22 protein-coding genes and 1 pseudogene are annotated in these 23,926 nt (G+C 53.0%); 10 read left to right on the top strand and 13 right to left on the bottom strand.

What is annotated here, in order from left to right; genetic code table 11:
• Positions 1-21 precede the first annotated feature (21 nt).
• Positions 22-480, bottom strand: coding sequence for an Lrp/AsnC family transcriptional regulator (locus tag A4308_RS08995; protein WP_008503307.1), 459 nt, complete (start codon positions 478-480; stop codon positions 22-24).
• Positions 481-595: 115 nt separating this feature from the next.
• On the opposite strand from A4308_RS08995, the gene A4308_RS08990 reads away from it, so the two are divergent.
• The gene (locus tag A4308_RS08990; protein WP_045281687.1) at positions 596-1,642 is read left to right on the top strand and encodes a PLP-dependent cysteine synthase family protein; all 1,047 of its coding nucleotides are present in this window, start codon (positions 596-598) and stop codon (positions 1,640-1,642) included.
• Positions 1,643-1,683: 41 nt separating this feature from the next.
• Here the strand turns inward: A4308_RS08990 and cof are convergent, their stop codons facing one another.
• Complete coding sequence (gene cof, locus A4308_RS08985; RefSeq protein ID WP_014882783.1) at positions 1,684-2,502, bottom strand: HMP-PP phosphatase; 819 nt, start codon at positions 2,500-2,502, stop codon at positions 1,684-1,686.
• 100 nt (positions 2,503-2,602) lie between these two features.
• Here cof and A4308_RS08980 point away from each other — a divergent pair, with 100 nt between their 5' ends.
• Together A4308_RS08980 and queC are read left to right on the top strand one after the other, a co-directional pair.
• Complete coding sequence (locus A4308_RS08980; protein ID WP_045281688.1) at positions 2,603-4,303, top strand: SgrR family transcriptional regulator; 1,701 nt, start codon at positions 2,603-2,605, stop codon at positions 4,301-4,303.
• Positions 4,304-4,369: 66 nt separating this feature from the next.
• Positions 4,370-5,065 (top strand): 7-cyano-7-deazaguanine synthase QueC, encoded by a 696-nt coding sequence (gene queC / locus A4308_RS08975; RefSeq protein ID WP_023332238.1) that lies wholly within the window; start codon positions 4,370-4,372, stop codon positions 5,063-5,065.
• Between the two features lie 2 nt (positions 5,066-5,067).
• Here the strand turns inward: queC and A4308_RS08970 are convergent, their stop codons facing one another.
• From A4308_RS08970 to bolA, 11 genes and pseudogenes are all read right to left on the bottom strand, one after another.
• On the bottom strand, positions 5,068-5,397 hold the full coding sequence (locus A4308_RS08970) for an addiction module antidote protein (RefSeq protein WP_014882780.1): 330 nt from the start codon (positions 5,395-5,397) through the stop codon (positions 5,068-5,070).
• A complete protein-coding gene (locus A4308_RS08965; protein WP_045281689.1) occupies positions 5,369-5,734 on the bottom strand; it encodes a type II toxin-antitoxin system RelE/ParE family toxin in 366 nt (121 codons plus the stop codon). The genes A4308_RS08970 and A4308_RS08965 overlap by 29 nt, the downstream gene beginning before the upstream one ends.
• A gap of 48 nt (positions 5,735-5,782) precedes the next feature.
• Complete coding sequence (locus A4308_RS08960) at positions 5,783-6,181, bottom strand: YbgC/FadM family acyl-CoA thioesterase (RefSeq protein WP_023336819.1); 399 nt, start codon at positions 6,179-6,181, stop codon at positions 5,783-5,785.
• A 99-nt stretch (positions 6,182-6,280) separates the two neighbouring features.
• Complete coding sequence (locus A4308_RS08955) at positions 6,281-6,661, bottom strand: helix-hairpin-helix domain-containing protein (RefSeq protein ID WP_014882777.1); 381 nt, start codon at positions 6,659-6,661, stop codon at positions 6,281-6,283.
• A gap of 148 nt (positions 6,662-6,809) precedes the next feature.
• Complete coding sequence (gene ppiD, locus A4308_RS08950; protein WP_045281690.1) at positions 6,810-8,681, bottom strand: peptidylprolyl isomerase; 1,872 nt, start codon at positions 8,679-8,681, stop codon at positions 6,810-6,812.
• Positions 8,682-8,893: 212 nt separating this feature from the next.
• Positions 8,894-9,166, bottom strand: a complete 273-nt coding sequence (gene hupB, locus A4308_RS08945; RefSeq protein ID WP_002444653.1) for a nucleoid-associated protein HU-beta — start codon at positions 9,164-9,166, stop codon at positions 8,894-8,896.
• A gap of 210 nt (positions 9,167-9,376) precedes the next feature.
• Positions 9,377-11,730, bottom strand: a pseudogene (lon, locus tag A4308_RS08940) (endopeptidase La).
• 182 nt (positions 11,731-11,912) lie between these two features.
• Positions 11,913-13,187 (bottom strand): ATP-dependent protease ATP-binding subunit ClpX, encoded by a 1,275-nt coding sequence (gene clpX, locus A4308_RS08935; protein ID WP_014882774.1) that lies wholly within the window; start codon positions 13,185-13,187, stop codon positions 11,913-11,915.
• Between the two features lie 126 nt (positions 13,188-13,313).
• Positions 13,314-13,937 carry an ATP-dependent Clp endopeptidase proteolytic subunit ClpP gene (clpP, locus tag A4308_RS08930; protein WP_014069126.1) on the bottom strand — a complete coding sequence of 208 codons (624 nt, stop codon included), beginning with the start codon at positions 13,935-13,937 and terminating at the stop codon, positions 13,314-13,316.
• A gap of 260 nt (positions 13,938-14,197) precedes the next feature.
• Positions 14,198-15,496: a trigger factor gene (tig, locus tag A4308_RS08925; protein ID WP_014882773.1), complete on the bottom strand. Its 1,299-nt coding sequence runs from the start codon at positions 15,494-15,496 to the stop codon at positions 14,198-14,200.
• Positions 15,497-15,826: 330 nt separating this feature from the next.
• Entirely contained in the window at positions 15,827-16,144 is a 318-nt protein-coding gene (gene bolA / locus A4308_RS08920) for a transcriptional regulator BolA (RefSeq protein WP_013095855.1), read from the bottom strand.
• A gap of 305 nt (positions 16,145-16,449) precedes the next feature.
• On the opposite strand from bolA, the gene A4308_RS08915 reads away from it, so the two are divergent.
• From A4308_RS08915 to cyoE, 7 genes are all read left to right on the top strand, one after another.
• Entirely contained in the window at positions 16,450-17,028 is a 579-nt protein-coding gene (locus tag A4308_RS08915) for a lipoprotein (RefSeq protein ID WP_014882772.1), read from the top strand.
• A gap of 45 nt (positions 17,029-17,073) precedes the next feature.
• Positions 17,074-18,549, top strand: a complete 1,476-nt coding sequence (gene ampG / locus A4308_RS08910) for a muropeptide MFS transporter AmpG (protein WP_023332233.1) — start codon at positions 17,074-17,076, stop codon at positions 18,547-18,549.
• Positions 18,550-19,027: 478 nt separating this feature from the next.
• Positions 19,028-19,975: a cytochrome o ubiquinol oxidase subunit II gene (gene cyoA / locus A4308_RS08900; protein ID WP_014882770.1), complete on the top strand. Its 948-nt coding sequence runs from the start codon at positions 19,028-19,030 to the stop codon at positions 19,973-19,975.
• A gap of 16 nt (positions 19,976-19,991) precedes the next feature.
• The gene (gene cyoB / locus A4308_RS08895; protein WP_014168864.1) at positions 19,992-21,983 is read left to right on the top strand and encodes a cytochrome o ubiquinol oxidase subunit I; all 1,992 of its coding nucleotides are present in this window, start codon (positions 19,992-19,994) and stop codon (positions 21,981-21,983) included.
• A complete protein-coding gene (locus tag A4308_RS08890; RefSeq protein WP_008503324.1) occupies positions 21,973-22,587 on the top strand; it encodes a cytochrome o ubiquinol oxidase subunit III in 615 nt (204 codons plus the stop codon). Before cyoB ends, A4308_RS08890 begins: the two co-directional genes overlap by 11 nt.
• Positions 22,587-22,913 (top strand): cytochrome o ubiquinol oxidase subunit IV, encoded by a 327-nt coding sequence (locus A4308_RS08885; protein WP_006176899.1) that lies wholly within the window; start codon positions 22,587-22,589, stop codon positions 22,911-22,913. Before A4308_RS08890 ends, A4308_RS08885 begins: the two co-directional genes overlap by 1 nt.
• Before the next feature lie 11 nt (positions 22,914-22,924).
• A complete protein-coding gene (gene cyoE / locus A4308_RS08880; protein ID WP_014882769.1) occupies positions 22,925-23,812 on the top strand; it encodes a heme o synthase in 888 nt (295 codons plus the stop codon).
• The last annotated feature ends 114 nt before the right edge of the window (positions 23,813-23,926 follow it).

Here is a 23,926-nt window from a genome sequence, read left to right as displayed (position 1 = left end):
TCCTGAAGGTTTTTTACGAAGTTATTCAATGGGTAAGGCTGTGGTGTACTTAATCTGTTCCATGGCGAAGCTTGAGGTAACGTCTGATAAGCCCGGGACGCTGTTCACCAGCCGCTTGTAGAAGTCATCATAGCGCTTCATGTCTGCCACCTGGACGCGCATCAGGTAATCGTACTCGCCGGCCATTCGCCAGAAACCGAGCACCTCGGGCATCTCAGAGACCTGAGTAACAAAGCGGCAATACCACTCGCTGCTGTGGTGCTGGGTTTTAATCAGCACAAATGCCGTCAACCCAAGCCCCAGTTTTTCGGGATCGAGCAGCGCGACGCGCCCCAGCAAAATGCCATCATCTTCGAGCTTCTTAAGGCGCTTCCAGCACGGTGTGGTGGTCAGATTAACGGCATCTGCCAGCGCCTGCAAAGAGAGGGTACAGTCACTTTGCAGCAAGGAAAGGAGCTTACGGTCAATTTTATCTAGCATACCCACCTCACAGAGAAAATTTTTCTCCCTTCATTCTATTTTAAAGGCCAGATAGCAACAATTTTTTCTGTGCTTTTCGCTATGCTGGGCACAAAATGACAAACGGATAATTACGATGAATAGCACTTGGGTTAAACATGCCATCAGCGAAATCAATGCCGACTACCAGCGTTCGGCGGATACCCACCTGATCCGCCTTTCCCTGCCGGGATTTGACGGTATTCAGCTCTATCTGAAGGATGAAAGCACCCATCCGACCGGCAGCCTGAAGCATCGCCTGGCGCGCTCACTGTTTTTATACGGTTTATGTAACGGCTGGATCAAAGAAGGCACTCCCATTATTGAATCCTCGTCCGGTTCAACCGCCGTGTCCGAAGCCTATTTTGCCCGCCTGCTGGGCCTGCCGTTTATCGCGGTGATGCCCTCCTGCACTGCAAAACGCAAAATCGAGCAGATCGAATTTTACGGCGGTCGCTGCCACTTCGTTGAGAGTGCCTGCGAAATCTACGCCGCCTCTGAAATGCTGGCCCGTGAGCTCAACGGCCACTATATGGACCAGTTTACCTTCGCCGAACGCGCAACGGACTGGCGCGGCAATAACAACATCGCTGACAGTATTTTCCGCCAGATGACCCACGAGCCGCACCCCGTGCCGTCGTACATTGTGATGAGCGCCGGTACCGGTGGCACCTCAGCCACCATAGGACGCTACATTCGCTGTCAGGGCTACGATACCCAACTGATGGTGGTTGACCCGCAAAACTCGGTGTTCCTCGACTACTGGCAGAGCCGCGATGCCGATCTTCGCAGCCCGTCAGGCAGTAAAATTGAAGGAATTGGCCGCCCGCGCGTGGAACCGTCATTCATCCCGGATGTAGTGGATGAAATGCTGCGCGTGCCGGATGCCGCCAGCGTGGCAACCGCACACTGGCTGGAAACCCAGCTTGGCCGCAAAGTCGGGGCATCGACAGGCACCAATATGTGGGGCGCACTGCATCTGGCGGCACGCATGCGTGAGGAAGGGCGTACCGGCTCCATCGTCACGCTGCTGTGCGACAGCGGCGAGCGCTACCTTGAGACCTACTACAATGCAGAATGGGTACAGGCTAACATCGGCGACATCACGCCGTGGAAAGTGCAGATTGCACAGCTGCTGAAATAAAAAAAAGCCAGACCGACGTCTGGCTTGCTGGAAGGCGCTCGCTATTCGGGGGAATAAGGGAGGTTGTTGTTGTCCAGCCAATGAGTCAAAAAATGGGACACCGCTTCGTTACCGCAGTGTCCGATAACGGGCAGATGAGGAAGCTCGGCAATCAGCTGCGGCATCGCATTCCCCATAATCAAGCCGCGCCCCACGCTGCCCAGCATCTCTCGGTCATTCATGGCGTCGCCAAATGCCATACAATCCTGCAGCGTTAAGCCCAGATGGTCGCTCAGTACCGCCAGGGCGGAACCTTTGTTACAGCCCACGGGTAATACTTCCAGACAATCTACCGCCGAGAAGGTCAGATGCGCCCGGTTGCCGAGCGCCTCATTTAACTGGATGCGCAGGCGTCGCAGATCGTCGTGATCGCCACAGAAGCAGATCTTGGTCACCGCGTGGGCGGGGATCCGGCGCAGATCGATAAGCTGATATTTAAAACCGCTATAGACATGCGCATGCAGTAACTCGGGGATTTCGCTTCCGGTAAACCAGCCTTGATCGTTAAAAACGTGGACACTGGCCTGTGTGTCCCAGGTGCTGTGCAGGACGATATCCGCCACTTCCGGGTTAAGATCCTGACGGTGCAGTACCTCCCCTTCGACGGTGTGAATGCGCGTTCCGTTTCCGGTGATCAGAAAAGCATCAAGAGAAAACGCGCCCAGTAAATGGCGCATCTCCAGAACATGTCGGCCGGTGGCAAATGTCAGAGTGACATCTCGCTCGCGCAGGCGCTTCAGGGCACTCAGCGTTTTCTCTCCCAGACGGTGATCCGGCATTAACAGCGTGCCGTCCATATCAAATGCAGCGAGGCGGGCCATGATGACTCCTGAAATGTGATGCGATTAGCTTGTGCATCAGTATCAGGTGAGATATACGGAAGTAATAGTGAATAGATGATAATTATTGTTCCGGGTTTCTATGCGTCAGCTTAACCGTCTTAACCAGTATCACCGTTTATGGCAGCCGTCCGAAGGTGCGACGCAGCAGGTCACTATCAGCGAGCTGGCAGCCCGCTGTTTTTGTAGCGAGCGGCATGTCCGAACGCTGCTGCGTCAGGCTCAGGAGGCGGGCTGGCTGAGCTGGCGCGCGCAGTCTGGTCGCGGCAAGCGCGGCGAACTGACGTTCCATGCCACCCCTGAGTCGCTGCGCAATATGATGATGGAAGAAGCGCTGAAGAGCGGACAGCAGCATAACGCGCTGGAGCTGGCCCAGCTTGCGCCTGACGAGCTGCGTTCGTTACTGCATCCGTTTTTGGGTGGGCAATGGCAAAACGACACGCCGACGCTGCGCATCCCCTACTATCGCTCGCTGGAGCCGCTTCAGCCGGGATTTTTACCGGGACGGGCCGAACAACATCTGGCAGGACAGGTGTTCTCAGGCTTGACGCGATTTAACGGTAACAGCAGTGAACCCACCGGCGATCTGGCGCATCATTGGGAGGTCTCTGCTGACGGGCTGCGCTGGCATTTCTATATTCGCTCCACGCTGCACTGGCATGACGGCGATAAAATAGAAACGGCGCAACTCCAGCGAAGCCTGACGGCGTTGTTAGCGCAGCCCATCATGCGCACGCTTTTTCAGAGCGTCTTGTCTGTCGAAACCACACATCCGCAATGTCTGACGTTTGTTTTACATCAACCGGACTACTGGCTGGCGCACAGGCTGGCAACCTACTGTAGCCGTCTGGCGCATCCCGATCGCCCGGTCGTCGGCAGTGGTCCCTTCCGGCTGACTCTCTTTGAGCCCGACCTGGTACGCCTGGAAAGCCATGAGCAGTACCACCTGAGCCATCCGCTGCTTAAGGCCATCGAGTACTGGATCACTCCCCAACTTTTTGATTACAGGCTGGGTACCAGCTGTCGCCACCCGGTGCAAATCGCCATTGGCGAGGCCGATGAGCTCGAAAGCCTGCGGCTGGTGAGCAGCAGCACCAGCCTGGGCTTCTGTTATCTCACGCTGAAACAGAGCGCGCGGCTGAGTGAGATCCAGGCAAAGCGGCTGATTAATATCATTCATCTCTCCAGGCTTCTGCACACGCTTCCGCTCAACGAAGGGCTCATCACGCCAACTCATGAACTGCTTCCCGGCTGGACAATCCCGGAATGGCCTGATTTAACGGACATTGCCCTCCCTGAGGCGTTGAAGCTGGTTTATCATCTGCCCGTTGAGCTTCACACCATGGCCAGCCAGTTGAAGGAGTACCTCGCCCTGCAGGGTTGTGAATTGACCGTCATCTTTCACGACGCGAAGACGTGGGATGGATGCCAGCAGCTTGCCGATGCAGACATCATGATGGGAGATAAGCTGATTGGCGAAGCGCCAGCGTATACGCTTGAGCAGTGGCTCCGCTGTGATGCGCTTTGGCCGCATGTGTTAAGCGCACCGGCTTACGCCCATTTGCAAGCCACGCTGGATGCGGTGCAGGCCCAAGCCGAGTCCCGGGACCGGCACGCGGGGCTGCAAGCCATTTTCAGCCGCTTAATGGAGAACGCGGTGTTGACGCCGCTCTTTAATTATCAGTATCAAATCAGCGCGCCGCCAGGCGTAAACGGGATACGCCTTAACACCCGCGGCTGGTTTGATTTTACCGAAGCCTGGCTGCCTGCCCCCAAATCGTGAAGAAGCTGGTCGCCGCCGTAGCCAGGCGGTAACATAACGTTTTTACCGTAACTGTTGAGATGATTTATGAAACGTGCCGTCGTCGTGTTCAGCGGAGGACAAGACTCTACTACTTGCCTGGTTCAGGCCCTTCATCAGTATGATGAAGTTCACTGTGTGACCTTCGATTATGGTCAGCGCCACCGCGCTGAAATCGACGTTGCCCGTGAACTGGCCCTCAAACTGGGGGCACGCGCGCACAAGGTGCTGGACGTTACGCTGTTAAATGAACTGGCTGTCAGTAGCCTCACCCGCGACAGCATTCCTGTACCGGATTATGAACCCGATGCCAGCGGCATTCCGAATACCTTCGTACCGGGCCGCAATATTCTGTTTCTGACCCTGACGGCGATCTACGCCTACCAGGTGAAAGCCGAAGCGGTAATCACTGGCGTATGCGAAACAGACTTCTCCGGCTACCCGGACTGCCGTGACGAATTCGTGAAAGCATTAAACCACGCCGTCAATCTGGGCATGGCGAAAGAGACGCGCTTTGAGACGCCGTTGATGTGGCTGGATAAAGCCGAAACCTGGGCCCTGGCGGACTACTGGGGCAAGCTGGATCTGGTTCGCAGTGAAACCCTCACCTGCTATAACGGCATCAAAGGCGACGGTTGCGGCCAGTGCGCGGCCTGTAATCTTCGCGCTAACGGGCTGAACCACTATCTGGCCGATAAAGTTGGCGTGATGGCCGCAATGAAGCAAAAGACCGGGCTTAAATAACGCTACTTAACCGTGCTGTCGAACAGTTTTACGCCGGCAGCACGAGTCACTTTCATTAGCGTCGTCAGCGTTGGGTTACCGTTGTCAGATAAGGTTCGGTATAACTGTTGGCGGGACAGACCGGATTTGGCAGCAATTTCACCTATGCCACCGCGGGATTCGATAACACGTCTTAGCGCGATTAAGTATGCAGGGATTCCCTGGTCTTCATAAATCTCATCCAACGCAACCTGCAGATATAGCTGAGCGTAGGAAGGGTTTTCGCGAAGCATTTTTACGACGGCTTCATCGTGACTGACGGAGCTAGAGAATTTTCGTTCGCTTTTGCTCATCGGATTTCTCCTTTTGATGGTCATTCCAGTAATCAATTGCCAGTTTCACATCGGTCCTTTGACTCTTTTTGTCACCCCCAATCAGCAACAATAGGATCTCCCGATGTTGTACTGCAAAATAGATTCGATATCCGGGACTACAATCAATTTTCAATTCCCAGATACCATCTCTGAGATACCGGTAATCGCCGAAGTTCCCTTTCTCTGCACGGTCAATTCGCAAAAGAATCCGAAACACTAATTCCGGATCCTTTCGCTTCATCTTCGCTACCCACTCCTCAAATGGCACTTTTCCGTCACGGGTACGGTAGCGTTCAACAACGTAGTCCCTGTCCATGATTCTATCCCTGGAAAAACGTTTTGTCTTTTATAAAAGACAAAATTTCTAAACGATCATCAGCTCCAGCTTCTCCCGCAATGCCCCTTCCAGCGGCAGAGCCTTCTGGGTTTTCAGATCGATACAGACAAAGGTGATCAGTGCATCAGCCACCACCTGCCCTTCAGGATCGAGCGTCACCACCTGGCTTAATACACCACTCTTGCCGTTGAGCTGTTGCACCTGACTGGTCACCGTGAGTACATCACCCAGCACGGCCGGGCGGCGGTAGTTGATGTTGATATTGACGACCACGAACGCGATGTTATGCGCGCTCAACCACTGAAAGCTTTCGCTGTTTTCCAGCCCGTCCCAGCGCGCTTCTTCAAGGAACTCAAGATAGCGGGCATTGTTAACGTGCTGGTAAACATCAAGGTGGTAACCGCGTACTTTGATTTTTGTCTGCATAGCGCAATAGCCTTTACTGTTGTTATAGGATCAGAGGTCATAACTGGTATGACCTCTTTATCCTGGCAAATTATCGCCGCAGTGCAAGTAATTGTGAGATTACAACGTCAGGTGTGAGAGGTTACGCTCCACCAGCGCGCTGCCCATGCCCGGCACCTGTTTGAGGTCGTCGACAGTTTTGAAAGGACCATACTCTTCGCGGTAGCTGACGATGGCCTGTGCTTTTTTCAGGCCGACACCGTTCATTGCGCGGGCGAGATCTTCCGCAGAGGCCGAATTGATACTGACCCGCGTACCGTCATCATCCGCCGTTTTACCGGCATCAGCCGCTTTGGATTGCCCTTGCACTGACGCTGAGGCGTCAGATTTGCTCTGTACCGTCTGTGCTTTGGCTGCGGGCGTCGCGGCCAGCGCACTCGTGGTCATCCCGGTGGTGGCAATAGCCAGCGCAATTAACAGTGCTTTGATTCCACATTTCATGCTGTTTTCTCCTTGTTTGTTGACAGCCACGTCACGATAGCCGCCCGGAAAAACAGCTACAAACAGCAGATTGCAGAAATGGAAAAGGCCGCGAAAGCGGCCTTTAGTTTTTGCAGAGCGTTACGAAAATCTGCGAGCAGATACGTAATTATTGCTGCTGAGTCATCACATCGCCCAGCTTGATTTTGGCATCTTTACGCAGGTTGCTCATCATGGCTTCGAAAGCAATCTGAGCATTGTTCTGGGTAATGCCCTGAACCATCGCCTTCTTCTGCGCTTCTGGCAGGGTACCGGCTTTTACTTCGTCCAGCGCCAGCAGAACAACGTTACCCTGCATATCGGTGGTGGTGCCGAAGCTTGGTTTGTCCTTCGCAGGCAGAGTCAGGCCAAACGCAGCCTGGCTGATGGGGTCCTGACCGGTACGGCTCAGCGTTTTCGCTTCACCGAAGCTCAGGCCTGCCGCTTTCAGCGCATCGTCTTTGCCCGCTTTCAGATCAGCCAGAATCTTCTCAGCATCCAGTTTCGCCTGCTGTTCCGCTTTGTTGTGCTTAACCTGAGCGGCAACCTGATCCTTCACTTCTGCCAGCGGTTTGACCGCTTCCGGCTTGTGCTCGCTGACGCGCAGCACGAACGCACGGTCACCGTCGACGGTAATGATGTCAGAGTTGCTGCCTGGCGTACCGTTCTCGCCCACCAGACCACCGTTAAAGATGGCGTCTGAAACCGGTTTAAAGTTCAGCTCTTCCGGCAGGTTATCACGACCAAACCAGCCCGTCTCAACCGCTTTCACCCCAGCAGCCTGCTCTGCACCCGCCAGCGATTCGTTGTCGTTGCTGGCGGCATCGCTCACCTTCTGTTGAAGTGCGTAGTAGGCATCCAGCGCTTTTTCCTGTTTCACTTTCGCCGCGATATCATCACGAACGTCAGCCAGCGGCTTGGTTTTCGCCGCGGTGATGTCGTCCAGACGCGCGACCAGGAAACCAACGGAAGACTTAATGACACCAGAAAGCTGGCCTTTCTCTTTCAGACCCGCATTTTTCAGTTCGTCCGGCGTGGTTGCGTCTTCCAGCCAACCCATATCACCGCCGTTTTTGGCAGAGATAATATCGGTGGATTTTGCTTTCGCGAGGGTGGCGAAATCAGCCCCTTTATTCAGCTCATCCAGTACCGCTTTGGCGTCAGCCTCGGTTTTAGTCTGAATCACGCTGTAGCGGTTACGCTGCGGCTGAGTGAACTGATCCTGATGCTGATCGTAGTAAGACTGAATTTCTGTATCAGACGCCGTTTCCTGCAGCCCGGCAGCATCCAGCTTGATGTAGCTCACGCGGAACTGCTCTGGAGAAACGAAGGTATTTTTGTTCTGCTCGTACCAGGCGTTCAGTTCCGCGTCGCTGACCTGCTGTTTGGCCGCCAGGTCGTTAACATCTATGGTCGCTTCACGGACAACGCGCTGCTGCGCCACCAGCGCGGCCAGCTCTTCCGTCTCACCTTTGAGCATGAAATCGGTGCCCACAACGGCATTGATAAGCTGCTGAGTGGTCAGTTGGTTACGCAACGCCTGAGCGTATTGGTCAGCCGTCATGCCCATCTGGTTGACGATGCTATTGTAACGTGCGTTGTCGAATTTACCGTTTGACTGGAATGCCTGAGTGGCGAAGATCGCTTTTTTCACCTGCTCATCGCTGATGCCAAGACCCAGCTTTTTGGCATACTGATCCAGTAACGCTTCGTCGATAAGACGGTTCAGCGTCTGTTGGCGCAGGGTCTTCATATACCCTTCATTCGCCGCCAGTTCAGAGAATTGGTCGCCCAGCTGTTGCTGCATACGGTTACGTTCACCGGCAAAAGCATTCTCGAACTGACCACGGCTGATCTCCTGGCCATTCACTTTTGCGGCATAGTTCGCGCCACCGCCAATAAGGTAACTGCTCACGCCGGTCAATATGAACGACACGATAATGATACCGAAAATAATCTTGAGCACGAGACTGTTAGCAGCCGTGCGTAAGCTGTCCATCATGGTGTAACAACACTCCGCTGTAGGTGACTGGTTACCTGACGCTGACGGAAAATCCTGCCCGTCGCGCGTAAAGGCGTATTGTGACAAGAAAACGGGGCGATTGTCAGCCCACAACTCGCATAAACTCGCACAAATCAGGTCTGGACAAACAAAAAAGGCACATCAAATGATGCGCCCTTGTACTTTCCGGCTTCCCTGAAACGGGAAAGCAATCAATTTACTGCGTCTTTCAGCGCTTTACCTGCACGGAAACCCGGCACTTTAGCAGCAGCAATGGTGATCTCTTTACCGGTCTGAGGGTTGCGGCCAGTACGGGCAGCACGCTCTTTAACAGCAAAAGTACCGAAGCCTACCAGTGCAACGTCGTCTCCAGCCTGCAGAGATTCAGTAACAGAAGCAATTAATGCATCTAACGCACGTCCAGCTGCAGCTTTAGAAATATCAGCACCAGCAGCAATTTTGTCAATCAGTTGAGATTTATTCACTGTTCTCTTCCTCTCTTTATAATTTATATCGCGCCTGAGTCCTTCACAACGCGACCGCGCAGCAGTTATATCAGGCCTGCCATGACCTTACAACACCCGTTGTTGATGGCTGACCTAATCAGCAATCTAAATTAGCTATACAAAAAAAGGCTGGCAAGTGCGAAATGCCTTACCAGCCTTGTTTTTATTGACGCTCTTTGCGCGAGGTCACTATTTTGCGGTTACAACCTGCATTCCGGACGGCTCATTCTGCAATGCGAGAGTAAGAACTTCCTCAATTCGCTTAACAGGATGAATCTGCAGATCGGCAATTACGTTGTCCGGAATCTCTTCCAGATCGCGTTTATTCTCGTAAGGAATCAATACGGTTTTGATCCCACCACGGTGTGCCGCCAGCAGTTTTTCTTTTAACCCGCCGATAGGCAGAACCTGACCACGCAGGGTGATTTCACCGGTCATTGCCACATCAGCGCGTACCGGGTTGCCTGTCAGACAGGAGACCAGCGCCGTACACATGGCAATACCCGCGCTTGGACCATCTTTCGGCGTCGCCCCTTCCGGGACGTGAACGTGGATGTCGCGTTTTTCGTAGAAATCCGGGTTAATACCCAGTTTTTCCGCGCGCGCGCGCACCACGGTCAGCGCCGCCTGAATGGACTCCTGCATCACTTCACCCAGCGAGCCGGTGTAGGTCAGCTTGCCTTTACCCGGTACACAGGCGGTTTCGATGGTCAGCAGATCGCCGCCCACTTCCGTCCATGCCAGACCGGTCACCTGGCCTACGCGGTTTTCATTATCCGCACGACCGTAGTCGAAGCGCTGAACGCCCAGGTAGGCATGCAGATTGTCGCCGTTGATCACAATGTGTTTCAGGCTCTTATCCAGCAGCAGCTGTTTCACCGCCTTGCGGCACAGTTTAGAGATTTCACGCTCAAGGCTACGCACGCCCGCTTCACGGGTGTAATAGCGAATGATGCCGATAATCGCGCTGTCCTCGACGGTCAGCTCGTTGGCTTTCAGTGCGTTACGCTCAATCTGTTTCGGCAGCAGGTGCTGTTTCGCGATATTCAGCTTCTCATCTTCGGTGTAACCGGAGAGGCGGATCACTTCCATACGGTCCAGCAGCGGGGCCGGTATGTTCATGGAGTTGGAGGTTGCCACGAACATCACATCGCTCAGGTCGTAGTCCACTTCCAGGTAGTGATCGCTGAACGCCACGTTCTGTTCTGGATCAAGCACTTCCAGCAGTGCAGAGGCCGGATCGCCACGCATGTCCGAAGACATTTTGTCGATCTCATCAAGCAGGAACAGCGGGTTTTTAACGCCCACTTTCGCCATCTTCTGGATCAGTTTACCCGGCATAGAACCGATGTAGGTACGACGGTGACCGCGGATTTCCGCTTCATCGCGTACGCCACCCAGCGCCATACGGATATACTTACGTCCGGTCGCTTTGGCGATGGACTGTCCCAGAGAGGTTTTACCCACCCCCGGCGGTCCTACCAGACACAGAATTGGGCCTTTGATTTTGTTTACACGGCTTTGTACCGCGAGGTACTCAAGAATGCGGTCTTTCACGCGTTCCAGGCCGTAGTGGTCGGTATCCAGGATCTCCTGCGCCTGACGCAGGTCTTTTTTGACCTTGCTGCGGGCGTTCCACGGAACCTGCACCATCCACTCAATGTAGCCGCGTACGACGGTTGCTTCAGCCGACATTGGAGACATCATTTTCAGCTTCTGCAATTCTGCTTCGGCTTTCTCTTTCGCCTCTTTCGGCATCTTCGCCGCGTCGATTTTACGCTTCAGCGCTTCGTTTTCGTCCGGCGCGTCGTCCATCTCGCCGAGCTCTTTCTGAATCGCTTTCATTTGCTCATTCAGATAGTACTCACGCTGAGATTTCTCCATCTGCTTTTTGACGCGGTTGCGAATACGTTTCTCAACCTGCAGCAGATCGATTTCAGACTCCATCATCGCCATCAGGTATTCCAGACGTTCGTTAACGTCGGACATTTCCAGCACGGACTGTTTGTCAGCCAGCTTCAGCGGCATGTGTGCTGCGATGGTGTCCGCCAGACGCGCAGGATCGTCGATGCTGTTCAGCGACGTCAGCACTTCTGGTGGGATTTTTTTATTCAGCTTGATATAGCCTTCAAACTGGCTAATTGCGGTGCGCACCAGCACTTCCTGCTCGCGCTCATCAAGCTCAGGCGAATCAAGGTACTCTGCCTTGGCAGAGAAGTGTTCGCCGTCATCTGACAGAGTGGTAATACGCGCACGCTGCAGCCCTTCGACCAGCACCTTCACGGTGCCGTCAGGCAGCTTCAGCATCTGCAAAATAGAGGCCACGGTCCCGACGGTGAAAAGATCGTTTACACCCGGCTCATCCGTCGATGCTTCTTTCTGTGCCACCAGCATGATTTTTTATCATGATCCATGGCGGCTTCGAGGCAACGGATAGATTTTTCCCGCCCTACAAACAAGGGTATGACCATGTGCGGATAAACCACCACATCGCGCAACGGCAATACGGGGATTTCAATGCGTTCAGAACGCTCAGGATTCATAGAGCTCTCTCTTAGTTTAGTGTCCGCCAGGTAAGCTGGTCATGTCACTGTACTTCACATAACCATTAACATGTATCCAGTATATGGGGATGTTTCCCACACATTCAACGCTATGAATACGGAAAAAGTAAAGGGGAGATAAAATCCCCCTTTTTAATTAACTGCTTGTATGATTTGGTGAATTATTCGCCAGATGCCTGCTGGGCTTCCGGTTTACCGTAAATCAGCAGCGGCTTGGTTTGGCCGCTGATTACGGACTCGTCGATAACCACTTTCTCAACATCTTCCATCGACGGCAGATCGTACATGGTATCGAGCAGCGCCGCTTCAACGATTGAACGCAGACCACGCGCACCGGTTTTACGGATCATCGCTTTCTTAGCAATCGCATCAAGCGCTTCGTCACGGAATTCAAGGTCAACCCCTTCCAGATTGAACAGCGCCTGGTACTGCTTGGTCAGCGCATTTTTCGGCTCTTTCAGGATCTGAATCAGCGCCTCTTCACTCAGCTCATTCAGCGTTGCCACAACGGGCAGACGGCCAATGAACTCAGGAATCAGACCGAATTTGATCAGATCTTCAGGTTCAACCTGCGAAAGCAGTTCGCCTTCGTTCGGTTTTTCGGACGAGGCTTTTACCGTTGCGCCAAAACCAATGCCGGAGCCGGTTTCAACACGGTGGGAAATGACTTTATCCAGACCGGCAAACGCACCGCCACAGATGAACAGGATCTTGGAGGTATCAACCTGCAGGAACTCCTGCTGAGGATGCTTACGCCCCCCCTGCGGTGGAACGGCGGCAACCGTACCTTCGATCAGCTTCAGCAGCGCCTGCTGCACGCCTTCACCCGACACGTCGCGGGTGATGGACGGGTTGTCTGATTTACGGGAGATCTTATCGATCTCATCAATATAAACAATGCCGCGCTGTGCTTTCTGTACGTCGTAATCGCACTTCTGCAGCAGTTTCTGAATGATGTTCTCAACGTCTTCACCCACATAACCGGCTTCGGTCAGGGTTGTGGCATCGGCCATGGTAAACGGAACATCCAGCAGGCGCGCCAGGGTTTCCGCCAGCAACGTTTTACCGGAACCCGTCGGTCCGATCAGCAGGATGTTACTTTTACCCAGTTCTACGCCATTACTGGTGTCGCCGTTACGCAGACGTTTGTAGTGGTTATATACCGCTACCGCCAGCACTTTCTTCGCCTGCTCTTGTCCGATGACATAGTCGTCAAGGTGATGACGAATTTCATGCGGCGTTGGCAATGCGCTACGCTCACGGTGCGGCGCAACTTCTTTAATCTCTTCGCGAATGATGTCGTTACATAAATCAACACATTCGTCGCAGATATACACGGACGGCCCGGCAATCAGTTTACGCACTTCATGCTGGCTTTTGCCGCAAAAAGAGCAGTACAGCAGTTTGCCCGAACCATCTTTGCGTTTATCTGTCATGAGTCCAAACCTCTTTTTAAGTTCTTTGTGCCGCACATGACGACGCAAATGCCATTCTAAGACGCGTACTGCTTAAAGCAGCGTGCCGCCCTACCTTAGTATAGCGGCACACTCGCGTCGCGGGCATCAATTACGATGGGTCAATACGGAGTCGACTAAGCCGTACTCAACTGCCTCTGGAGCAGAGAGGAAGCGATCGCGCTCGGTATCGCGCTCGATCTGCTCGAGAGATTGACCTGTATGCTGCGCCATAAGTTCATTCATGCGCGCTTTTACTTTCAGAATTTCGCGGGCGTGGATTTCGATATCCGTCGCCTGCCCCTGGTAACCACCCAGCGGCTGGTGAATCATCACACGGGAGTTAGGCAGGCAGAAACGCTTACCTTTCGCCCCTGCGGTTAACAGGAAGGCACCCATGGATGCAGCCTGACCCATACAGATCGTGCTGACATCTGGCTTGATGAATTGCATGGTGTCATAAATGGACATACCCGCCGTAATCACACCGCCTGGCGAGTTGATGTACAAGTAAATGTCTTTTTCCGGGTTTTCCGCTTCCAGGAACAGCATCTGCGCTACGATCAGGTTAGCCATATGGTCTTCTACCTGGCCGGTCAGAAAGATAACGCGTTCCTTGAGCAGACGGGAATAGATATCGAAAGAACGCTCACCACGTGAGGTCTGTTCAATAACCATTGGCACCAGCGCCATATGGGGTGCAAAGTTATCTCGTTCGCCACTGTATGACATTTCCGTCTCCTGGTTCAAAATTGAAAACACCTGCTGTACTGATTGTAACCTTATGGACGGATTATCAGCCAGTCTCAATCATCGTGATTACATACTTATGGGGTTCGCCACGCCCTATTTCAAGCATAACAACCTTTTGTTGTAACGCTAACACTGAAAGGGCGTTTTAGCACCCTTCCAGGACTAAAGCTGCGATAAAAAAAACCCGTCGCCGGAGGGCAACGGGTTTTTTGGTCAAACTTTAAACCGTTAGGGCGTTATTACGCCTGCTGGTTCATCAGTTCGTTGAAAGAGGTCGCTTTTTCGGTCACTTTCGCTTTCGCCAGAACCGCTTCAACAGCCTGCTCTTCCAGTGCGACGTTGCGCATGTTGTCCATCAGCTCTTTGTTCTTACCGTAGAACTCGATCACTTCTGATGGATCTTCGTATGCGGAAGCCATCTCTTCGATCAGGCCTTTCACGCGCTCTTCGTCAGCTTTCAGCTCGTGGGTACGAATCACTTCGCCCAGCAGCAGGCCAACAACAACGCGACGTTTCGCTTGCTCTTCAAACAGCTCGCGTGGCAGTTCCATCGCTTGCTGCTGGTTGCCACCGAAACGCTGTGCAGCCTGACGGCGCAGCACGTCGATTTCGCTGTCGATCAGGGCTGCAGGAACGTCGATGTCGTTCGCTTTCACCAGACCTTCAATCGCCTGAGATTTCACACGGTTACGCACAGCACCGTTCAGCTCGCGCTCCATGTTTTTACGCACTTCGGTACGCAGGCCAGCAACTGAACCATCTTCCACGCCGAAACGCTTGATGAATTCTTCAGTCAGTTCTGGCAGTTCGCGCTCTTCCACTTTCTTCAGGTTGATCACGAACTTCGCTGCTTTACCTTTCAGGTTTTCAGCGTGGTATTCTTCAGGGAAGGTCACGTCGATAGTGAACTCTTCGCCAGCCTTGTGGCCTTTGATACCGTCTTCGAAGCCTGGGATCATACGACCCTGACCCATTGCCAGTACGAAGTCAGACGCTTTGCCGCCTTCGAACTCTTCGCCGTCTACAGAACCGGTGAAGTCGATGGTCACACGGTCTTCCGCGTCAACAGCGCCTTCTTTCTCTTTCCAGTTCGCCTGCTGCTTGCGCAGGGTGTCCAGCATGCCGTCAACATCTTCGTCAGTCACGGAGACAATCGGTTTTTCAACTTCGATAGATTCCAGACCTTTCAGCTCAACTTCCGGGTACACTTCGAACTCTACGGAGTAAGTGAAGTCTTCGCCCAGTTTGTATTCGCCTGGAACGTAGTTTGGCGCGCCGGCCGGATTGATTTTTTCTTTGATGATCGCATCAATAAAGTTGCGGCTCATCAGTTCACCCAGCACATCCTGACGCACAGAGGCGCCATAACGCTGAGCAACAACATTCATTGGAACTTTGCCCTTACGGAAGCCGTCAATACGTACTTTTTTTGCTACGTTGACCAGCTCGCTTTTCACAGCAGTTTCGATGCTGTCAGCAGCGATAGTAATCGTTACACGGCGGCCAAGGCCTTGAGTGGTTTCAACTGAAACTTGCATCTTGTTACCTCAAAAAAATCACAGTGCTCGGTCAACTCTGAATCTGTCTGTTATACCGGGATGCTCTCTTAGTGCAGATTCACATTCCCTGTCGCCAGAATCATCCCGAAGACATTCAATAAGACGCGGCATTATAGCGGCATCACTTAGGTGAGTCGAGAACGGTTGGGGCATGTTGCTGCGGCTTTTTTCACACTTTAAGGCTATTTTTAGCCTTAAAATCGCTCCATCCGCTCAAAACTCAGACAAAACAAAACGGCCCGGAGGCCGTTTTGAGGAAATCTGTAAGCAACATACTGGAAAAGCTCCAGCCGTTGCAAATCCGATTTATCAGGCGATGGTGCCTGCACCGCGACACGGCGGTGATGCGAAAACCGTATCCTGCAAGCCTTCCCATTCCTTAATGGTGTAGGTATGCAGTGCCAGCGCATGCACGGTGGTGGAGAGTTCTTCCGTCAAGGTGCTGTAGATCAAGCGGTGTCGGTTCAGGAAACGTTCTCCCGTGAAGCGATCGCTAACCAGAACCACTTTAAAGTGGCTTTCAGAACCTGCCGGCACGTTATGACGATAGCTCTCGTCGACGACTTCGAGGAACACAGGGTTGAACGCTGCCCTTAATTTATCTTCTATCTGCTCACGTATCATCATGAAATTACTCCTCCGACAACGCCAGGATGTCACCCATCCCTTTAAATGTTAGCCGCTTTTACCGTTTCCATTACACCTTGACAACAAATATTTAGCTTTCGTCTGATTTTCTCATTCAAACGAATGAAGTTCACTGCGAGACTCATACCTTTCATCATTCGCGAGAGGGGAAATTGGGTAAGCTGGTCAGTTTTCGGACAAGGCGATGAATTTACATGCGTTGACCACTTCCCCTCGCCGTTGGCGATGTTATGATGACGGCAATTTTTCTCTTTATATGCTTACGATTCGTTGAGAACCCGAAAATGTTAAAAAAACTCTTCTTTCCGTTGGTAGCCCTTTTTATGCTTGCAGGCTGTGCAACCCCGCCTACCACCATTGATGTCTCACCAAAAATTACGCTGCCTCAGCAGGATCCAAGCCTGATGGGCGTCACCGTGAGCATTAACGGTGCCGATCAGCGTCAGGACCAGGCTCTGGCAAAAGTGACCCGCGATAACCAGCAGGTAACCCTGACCGCGTCCCGCGACCTGCGTTTCCTGCTGCAGGAAGTGCTCGAGAAGCAAATGACCGCTCGCGGCTATATGATTGGCCCAAGCGGTGCGGTTGATCTGCAGATCATCGTTAACAACCTGTACGCAGACGTGTCTCAGGGCAACGTGCGTTACAACATCGCGACCAAAGCGGATATCGCCATCATTGCTACCGCGAAAAACGGTAATAAGATGACCAAAAACTACCGTGCGAGCTACTCTGTCGAAGGCGCGTTCCAGGCATCGAATAAAAATATTGCTGATGCGGTTAACAGCGTGCTGACGGATACCATTTCCGACATGGCGCAGGACACCAGCATCCACGACTTCATCAAGCAGAACGCACGTTAATCCTGCCGACTGACCCGGTGCTTCACCGGGTCAGTTCATAAGAACATGTCCAGCCATTACTTACGCATTTTCCAGCAACCGAAATCAGCGATTCTGCTGATCCTCGGCTTTGCCTCGGGTTTACCTCTCGCGCTCACCTCCGGCACGCTTCAGGCGTGGATGACGGTCGAAAATATCGATCTCAAAACCATCGGTTTCTTCTCGCTTGTCGGTCAGGCCTATGTCTTTAAGTTCCTGTGGTCTCCGGTCATGGATCGCTACACGCCACCTTTCCTGGGACGTCGTCGCGGCTGGTTAGTGATGACGCAAGTCTTGCTGCTGCTGGCCATTGCGGCGATGGGTTTTCTTGAGCCGACCACACAGCTTCGCTGGATGGCCGCACTTGCGGTCGTGATTGCCTTCTGTTCCGCCTCCCAGGATATTGTCTTTGACGCCTGGAAGACGGACGTTTTGCCTGCGGAAGAGCGCGGCGCCGGTGCCGCGATCAGCGTGCTGGGCTATCGCCTCGGGATGCTGGTCTCCGGGGGACTGGCACTGTGGCTGGCTGACCGTTACCTCGGCTGGCAGGGTATGTACTGGCTGATGGCCGCCCTGCTTATCCCGTGCATTATCGCGACGATCTTTGCTCCCGAACCGAGCGATGTCATTCCGGTCCCCCGCTCGCTGGAGCAGGCCGTGGCCGAACCGCTGCGCGACTTTTTTGGTCGCAACAATGCCTGGCTGATCCTGCTGCTCATCGTCCTTTATAAGCTGGGGGATGCGTTCGCCATGAGCCTGACCACCACCTTCCTGATACGCGGTGTCGGTTTTGATGCCGGTGAAGTGGGTGTGGTAAACAAAACGCTGGGACTGTTTGCGACGATTGTGGGCGCGCTGTATGGCGGCGTGCTGATGCAGCGCCTGACCCTGTTTCGCGCACTGCTGATTTTCGGCATCCTTCAGGGAGCCTCTAACGCGGGCTACTGGCTGCTGTCGATTACCGATAAACATATGATCAGCATGGCCGCGGCGGTATTCTTCGAGAACCTCTGCGGCGGCATGGGCACCGCGGCATTTGTTGCCCTGTTGATGACGCTTTGCAATAAATCATTTTCCGCTACGCAGTTTGCGTTGCTCTCGGCGCTCTCTGCCGTGGGTCGCGTGTACGTTGGACCGATTGCGGGCTGGTTCGTGGAAGCCCACGGCTGGCCAACGTTTTATCTCTTCTCTGTCGTGGCTGCCGTGCCGGGAATTTTATTGCTGCTGGTCTGCCGTCAGACGCTGGAATATACGCAGCGGACCGAACACTTTATGCCGCGCACCGAATATCATACCGCCTACCGTTTTGCGTTACGTCTGTTAATGGTGGGCTGCGTTGCTCTGGCACTCTGGCTTGTGGTGCTGATTATTAACGCCAGCACGTCACTGGCACTCCCGTTCGAAGCGCTTCTTCTGGACGCGGGCGCCCTGCTGGCTATTGCCGGGATCCTGACCGGGGGTCTGCTCGATTTCATGGCGTTGCGTAAAACGCAGATGACCTGAAGAAAAATGCGAAAGGTTATTTCCCGTTGTAATCACTAACCGAAATTATAACGGCGAAATAGCCAGCGCCCCCCCAAAAAAATATTTGTTGTTTTGTGCGGGATAGGATTTGGAAATTATTGGCTCCAGTTCCAAAACGCTATTTTTCATTAAACGATTCAGCATCCGATAGTTTGATTTTTCGTTTTTTAGATGTCTTTTTATTGATAATTAATTGTTAATTTTTTGTTTATTTTTAACAATGGTTATACCAATTGTCCCTTTTAGGGTATGCTTGGGGGTCCTTTCGTTATAAAGCCCACGCCATGCGGCTTCTGTCATAAAAACCGACATAATTTGCAACACTTGTGACACGTGCGGCAGAACCCGGTAACACCTTCCTGACACAGGCCTAATGATGTTTACAGTAATGTAACCTTCCCGTAAAATGCCCCCACACTTTAAACGCCACCAGACTCCGTGGAATTGAGGTCGTTAAATGAGACTCGGGAAATACAATAAAAGTTTGGGATGGTTGTCATTATTCGCGGGCACTGTATTACTCAGTGGCTGCGATTCTGCACTACTAGACCCCAAAGGACAGATTGGACTGGAACAACGTTCACTGATACTGACGGCTTTTGGCCTGATGTTGATTGTGGTTATTCCTGCCATTTTGATGGCTGTTGGTTTCGCCTGGAAGTATCGTGCGAGCAATAAAGATGCGAAGTATAGCCCTAACTGGTCACACTCCAATAAAGTGGAAGCTGTGGTCTGGACGGTACCTATTCTGATCATCCTGTTCCTTGCCGTACTGACCTGGAAAACCACTCACGCACTTGAGCCAAGCAAACCACTGGTTCACGATGAGAAACCTATTACCATTGAAGTGGTCTCCATGGACTGGAAATGGTTCTTCATCTATCCAGAGCAGGGTATTGCTACCGTGAATGAAATCGCCTTCCCGGCGAACACTCCGGTTCAGTTCAAAGTGACCTCCAACTCCGTAATGAACTCCTTCTTCATCCCACGTCTGGGTAGCCAGATCTACGCGATGGCCGGTATGCAGACTAACCTGCATCTGATCGCGAATGAAGCAGGCACCTATGATGGTATCTCCGCCAGCTATAGCGGCCCGGGCTTCTCAGGTATGAAGTTCAAAGCTATTGCAACGCCAGACCGTGCCGCTTTCGACCAGTGGGTTGAAAAAGCGAAGCAGTCTCCAAACACCATGTCTGACATGGCGGCGTTCGAAAAAGTGGCTGCACCTAGCGAATACAACAAGGTGGAGTACTTCTCTAATGTGAAACCTGATTTGTTCAAAGATGTCATTGGCAAATTTATGGATCACGGCAAGAGCATGGACATGACCCAGCCTGAAGGCGAGCACAGCGCGCATGAAGGTATGGAAGGCATGGACATGAGCCACGCGGAAACCGCTCACTAAGGGGCCGAGGAAGAAAATGTTCGGAAAATTGACACTGGATGCAGTGCCCTACCATGAACCGATTATCGTGGTTACGGTGGCTGCAATTATCATTGGTGGCGCGGCCTTACTGGCCCTGATCACTTACTTCGGTAAGTGGAGCTACCTGTGGAACGAGTGGCTGACTTCGGTTGACCACAAAAAACTCGGTATCATGTACTGCATCGTCGGTATCGTCATGTTAATTCGTGGCTTTGCGGATGCGATCATGATGCGTAGCCAGCAAGCACTCGCTTCTGCGGGTGAAGCCGGCTTCCTGCCGCCGCACCACTACGATCAGATCTTTACCGCTCACGGCGTTATCATGATCTTCTTCGTAGCGATGCCGCTGGTTATCGGTCTGATGAACGTGGTCGTTCCGCTGCAAATCGGCGCGCGCGACGTGGCGTTCCCGTTCCTGAACAACCTGAGCTTCTGGTTCACGGTTGTCGGCGTTATCCTGGTTAACCTGTCACTGGGTGTGGGCGAATTCGCGCAGACCGGCTGGCTGGCATACCCGCCGCTATCAGGAATTGAGTACAGTCCGGGCGTTGGCGTTGACTACTGGATCTGGGCGCTTCAGCTCTCCGGTGTCGGTACCACCCTGACCGGTATCAACTTCTTCGTGACCATTATCAAGATGCGTGCCCCTGGCATGACCATGTTCAAGATGCCGGTATTTACCTGGGCATCTCTGTGCGCCAACATCCTGATTATTGCCTCTTTCCCAATTCTGACCGTCACCATCGCGCTGCTGACCCTGGACCGTTACCTGGGCACCCATTTCTTCACGAATGATATGGGTGGCAACATGATGATGTACATCAACCTGATTTGGGCCTGGGGTCACCCGGAAGTGTACATCCTGGTTCTGCCTGTCTTCGGTGTGTTCTCCGAAATCGCGGCAACCTTCTCGCGTAAACGTCTGTTTGGTTACACCTCTCTGGTGTGGGCAACCGTGTGTATTACCGTTCTGTCGTTCATCGTTTGGCTGCACCACTTCTTCACCATGGGTGCGGGCGCGAACGTAAACGCCTTCTTCGGTATCACTACTATGATTATCGCCATCCCGACCGGGGTGAAGATCTTCAACTGGCTGTTCACCATGTACCAGGGCCGTATCGTGTTCCACTCAGCGATGCTGTGGACCATCGGCTTCATCGTGACCTTCTCCGTAGGTGGGATGACCGGTGTACTGCTGGCGGTACCGGGTGCTGACTTCGTTCTGCACAACAGTCTGTTCCTGATTGCGCACTTCCATAACGTTATCATCGGTGGCGTGGTCTTCGGCTGCTTCGCTGGCGTAACCTACTGGTGGCCAAAAGCGTTCGGCTTCACGCTGAACGAGAAATGGGGTAAACGCGCGTTCTGGTTCTGGATCATCGGCTTCTTCGTGGCATTTATGCCGCTGTACGTGCTGGGCTTCATGGGTATGACCCGTCGTCTGAGCCAGCAGATCGATCCGCAGTTCCACCCAATGCTGATGGTTGCTGCGGGCGGTGCGGTGCTGATTGCCTGCGGTATCGCGTCTCAGCTGATTCAGTTCTACGTGTCTATTCGCGACCGCGATCAGAACCGTGACCTGACCGGTGACCCATGGGGTGGCCGTACGCTGGAGTGGGCGACCTCTTCTCCACCGCCTTTCTATAACTTTGCCATCGTGCCGCAGGTTCATGAACGCGACGCATTCTGGGAAATGAAAGAAAAAGGTGAAGCGTACAAGCAACCTGCTCATTACGAAGAGATCCATATGCCGAAAAACAGCGGTGCGGGCATTGTCATTGCCGCCTTCGCTACGGTATTTGGTTTCGCAATGATCTGGCACATCTGGTGGATGGCGATTGTTGGCTTCGCTGGCATCGTAATCAGCTGGATTGTGAAGAGCTTTGACGAGGACGTGGACTACTACGTACCAGTCCGTGAAGTTGAAAAGCTGGAAAATCAGCATTTCGACGAGATTTCTAAAGCGGGGCTGAAAAATGGCAACTGATACTCTGGCGCACTCAACTGCCCACGCGCATGAACATGCGCACCACGATACAGGACCGACCAAAGTCTTCGGTTTCTGGATCTACCTGATGAGCGACTGCATTCTGTTCTGCTGTCTGTTCGCGACCTATGCCGTTCTGGTGAACGGCACAGCGGGCGGCCCGACCGGCAAGGACATCTTTGAACTGCCGTTCGTTCTGGTTGAAACCGCACTGCTGTTATTCAGCTCTATCACCTACGGCATGGCGGCTATCGCCATGTACAAAAACAACAAGAGCCAGGTTGTCTCCTGGCTGGCGTTGACCTGGCTGTTTGGTGCTGGATTTATCGGGATGGAAATCTATGAATTCCATCACCTGATTATGGAAGGCTTTGGTCCGGATCGCAGTGGCTTCCTGTCCGCGTTCTTCGCGCTGGTCGGTACCCACGGTCTGCACGTGACCTCGGGTCTGATCTGGATGGCAGTACTGATGTTCCAGATCTCCCGTCGCGGCCTGACCAGCACTAACCGTACCCGTATCCTGTGCCTGAGCCTGTTCTGGCACTTCCTGGACGTGGTGTGGATCTGTGTGTTCTCTGTTGTCTATCTGATGGGGGCGATGTAATGAGTCATTCTAACGATCATGGCGCTTCCCATGGCAGCGTAAAAACCTACATGACAGGTTTCATCCTGTCGATCATCCTGACGGTGATCCCGTTCTGGATGGTGATGAGCGGTTCTGCGTCTAAACCGGTTATCCTGGGAGCAATCCTGGTGACCGCGGTGATTCAGATTCTGGTGCATCTGGTTTGCTTCCTGCACATGAACACCAAGTCCGATGAAGGCTGGAACATGACGGCCTTTATCTTTACCGTGATTATCATCGCTATCCTGGTAGTCGGTTCCATCTGGATTATGTGGAACCTCAACTACAACATGATGGTTCACTAAGAGCGGCGAGTATGTTTAAGCAATACCTGCAAGTAACGAAACCAGGCATCATCTTTGGCAACCTGATCTCCGTGATCGGAGGGTTCCTGCTGGCCTCTAAAGGCAGCATTGATTACGCCCTCTTTATTTACACGCTGGTCGGTGTGTCACTGGTTGTTGCGTCCGGTTGTGTATTTAACAACTACATCGACATGGATATCGACAAGAAGATGGAAAGGACCAAAAATCGGGTGCTGGTGAAAGGCCTGATCGCCCCTTCCGTCTCGCTGGTGTACGCCACCTTGCTGGGTATTGCTGGCTTTATGCTGCTGTGGTTTGGTGCTAACCCACTGGCCTGCTGGCTGGGGGTGATGGGGTTCGTGGTCTATGTGGGCGTCTACAGCCTGTATATGAAACGTCACTCCGTCTACGGCACGCTGATTGGTTCTCTCTCCGGCGCTGCGCCGCCGGTGATTGGCTACTGCGCCGTCACGAACGAGTTCGACAGCGGTGCGCTGATCCTGCTGGCTATCTTTAGCCTGTGGCAGATGCCGCACTCCTATGCCATCGCGATTTTCCGCTTTAAGGATTATCAGGCAGCGAACATCCCGGTTCTGCCGGTCGTGAAGGGCATTTCTGTTGCCAAGAACCACATCACGCTTTACATCATCGCCTTTGCCGTGGCAACGCTGATGCTCTCTCTGGGTGGTTACGCCGGGTATAAATATCTGGCGGTAGCGGCTGCGGTGAGCGTCTGGTGGCTTGGCATGGCGCTGCGCGGATACAAAGTGGAAGATGACAAAGTCTGGGCACGTAAGCTGTTTGTGTTCTCCATTGTCGCCATCACTTCTCTGTCCGTGATGATGTCCGTGGATTTCATGGTGCCAGATTCGCACAACCTGCTGACTTACGTCTGGTAAGCGACAACAGGTTAATAAAAGGGTGCTTCGGCACCCTTTTTTATTCACAAAATCAATTAATAACGCATGTAATATTTGTTAAATAAGCCCTTATTTACCCCGCCCCTTCCCCGC

The organism is Enterobacter sp. ODB01 (assembly GCF_001623605.1).
Taxonomy (GTDB): Bacteria; Pseudomonadota; Gammaproteobacteria; order Enterobacterales; family Enterobacteriaceae; genus Enterobacter; species Enterobacter kobei.
Note: the sequence above shows the minus strand (reverse complement) of the source record. Positions and strands in the feature narration are given on the sequence as shown.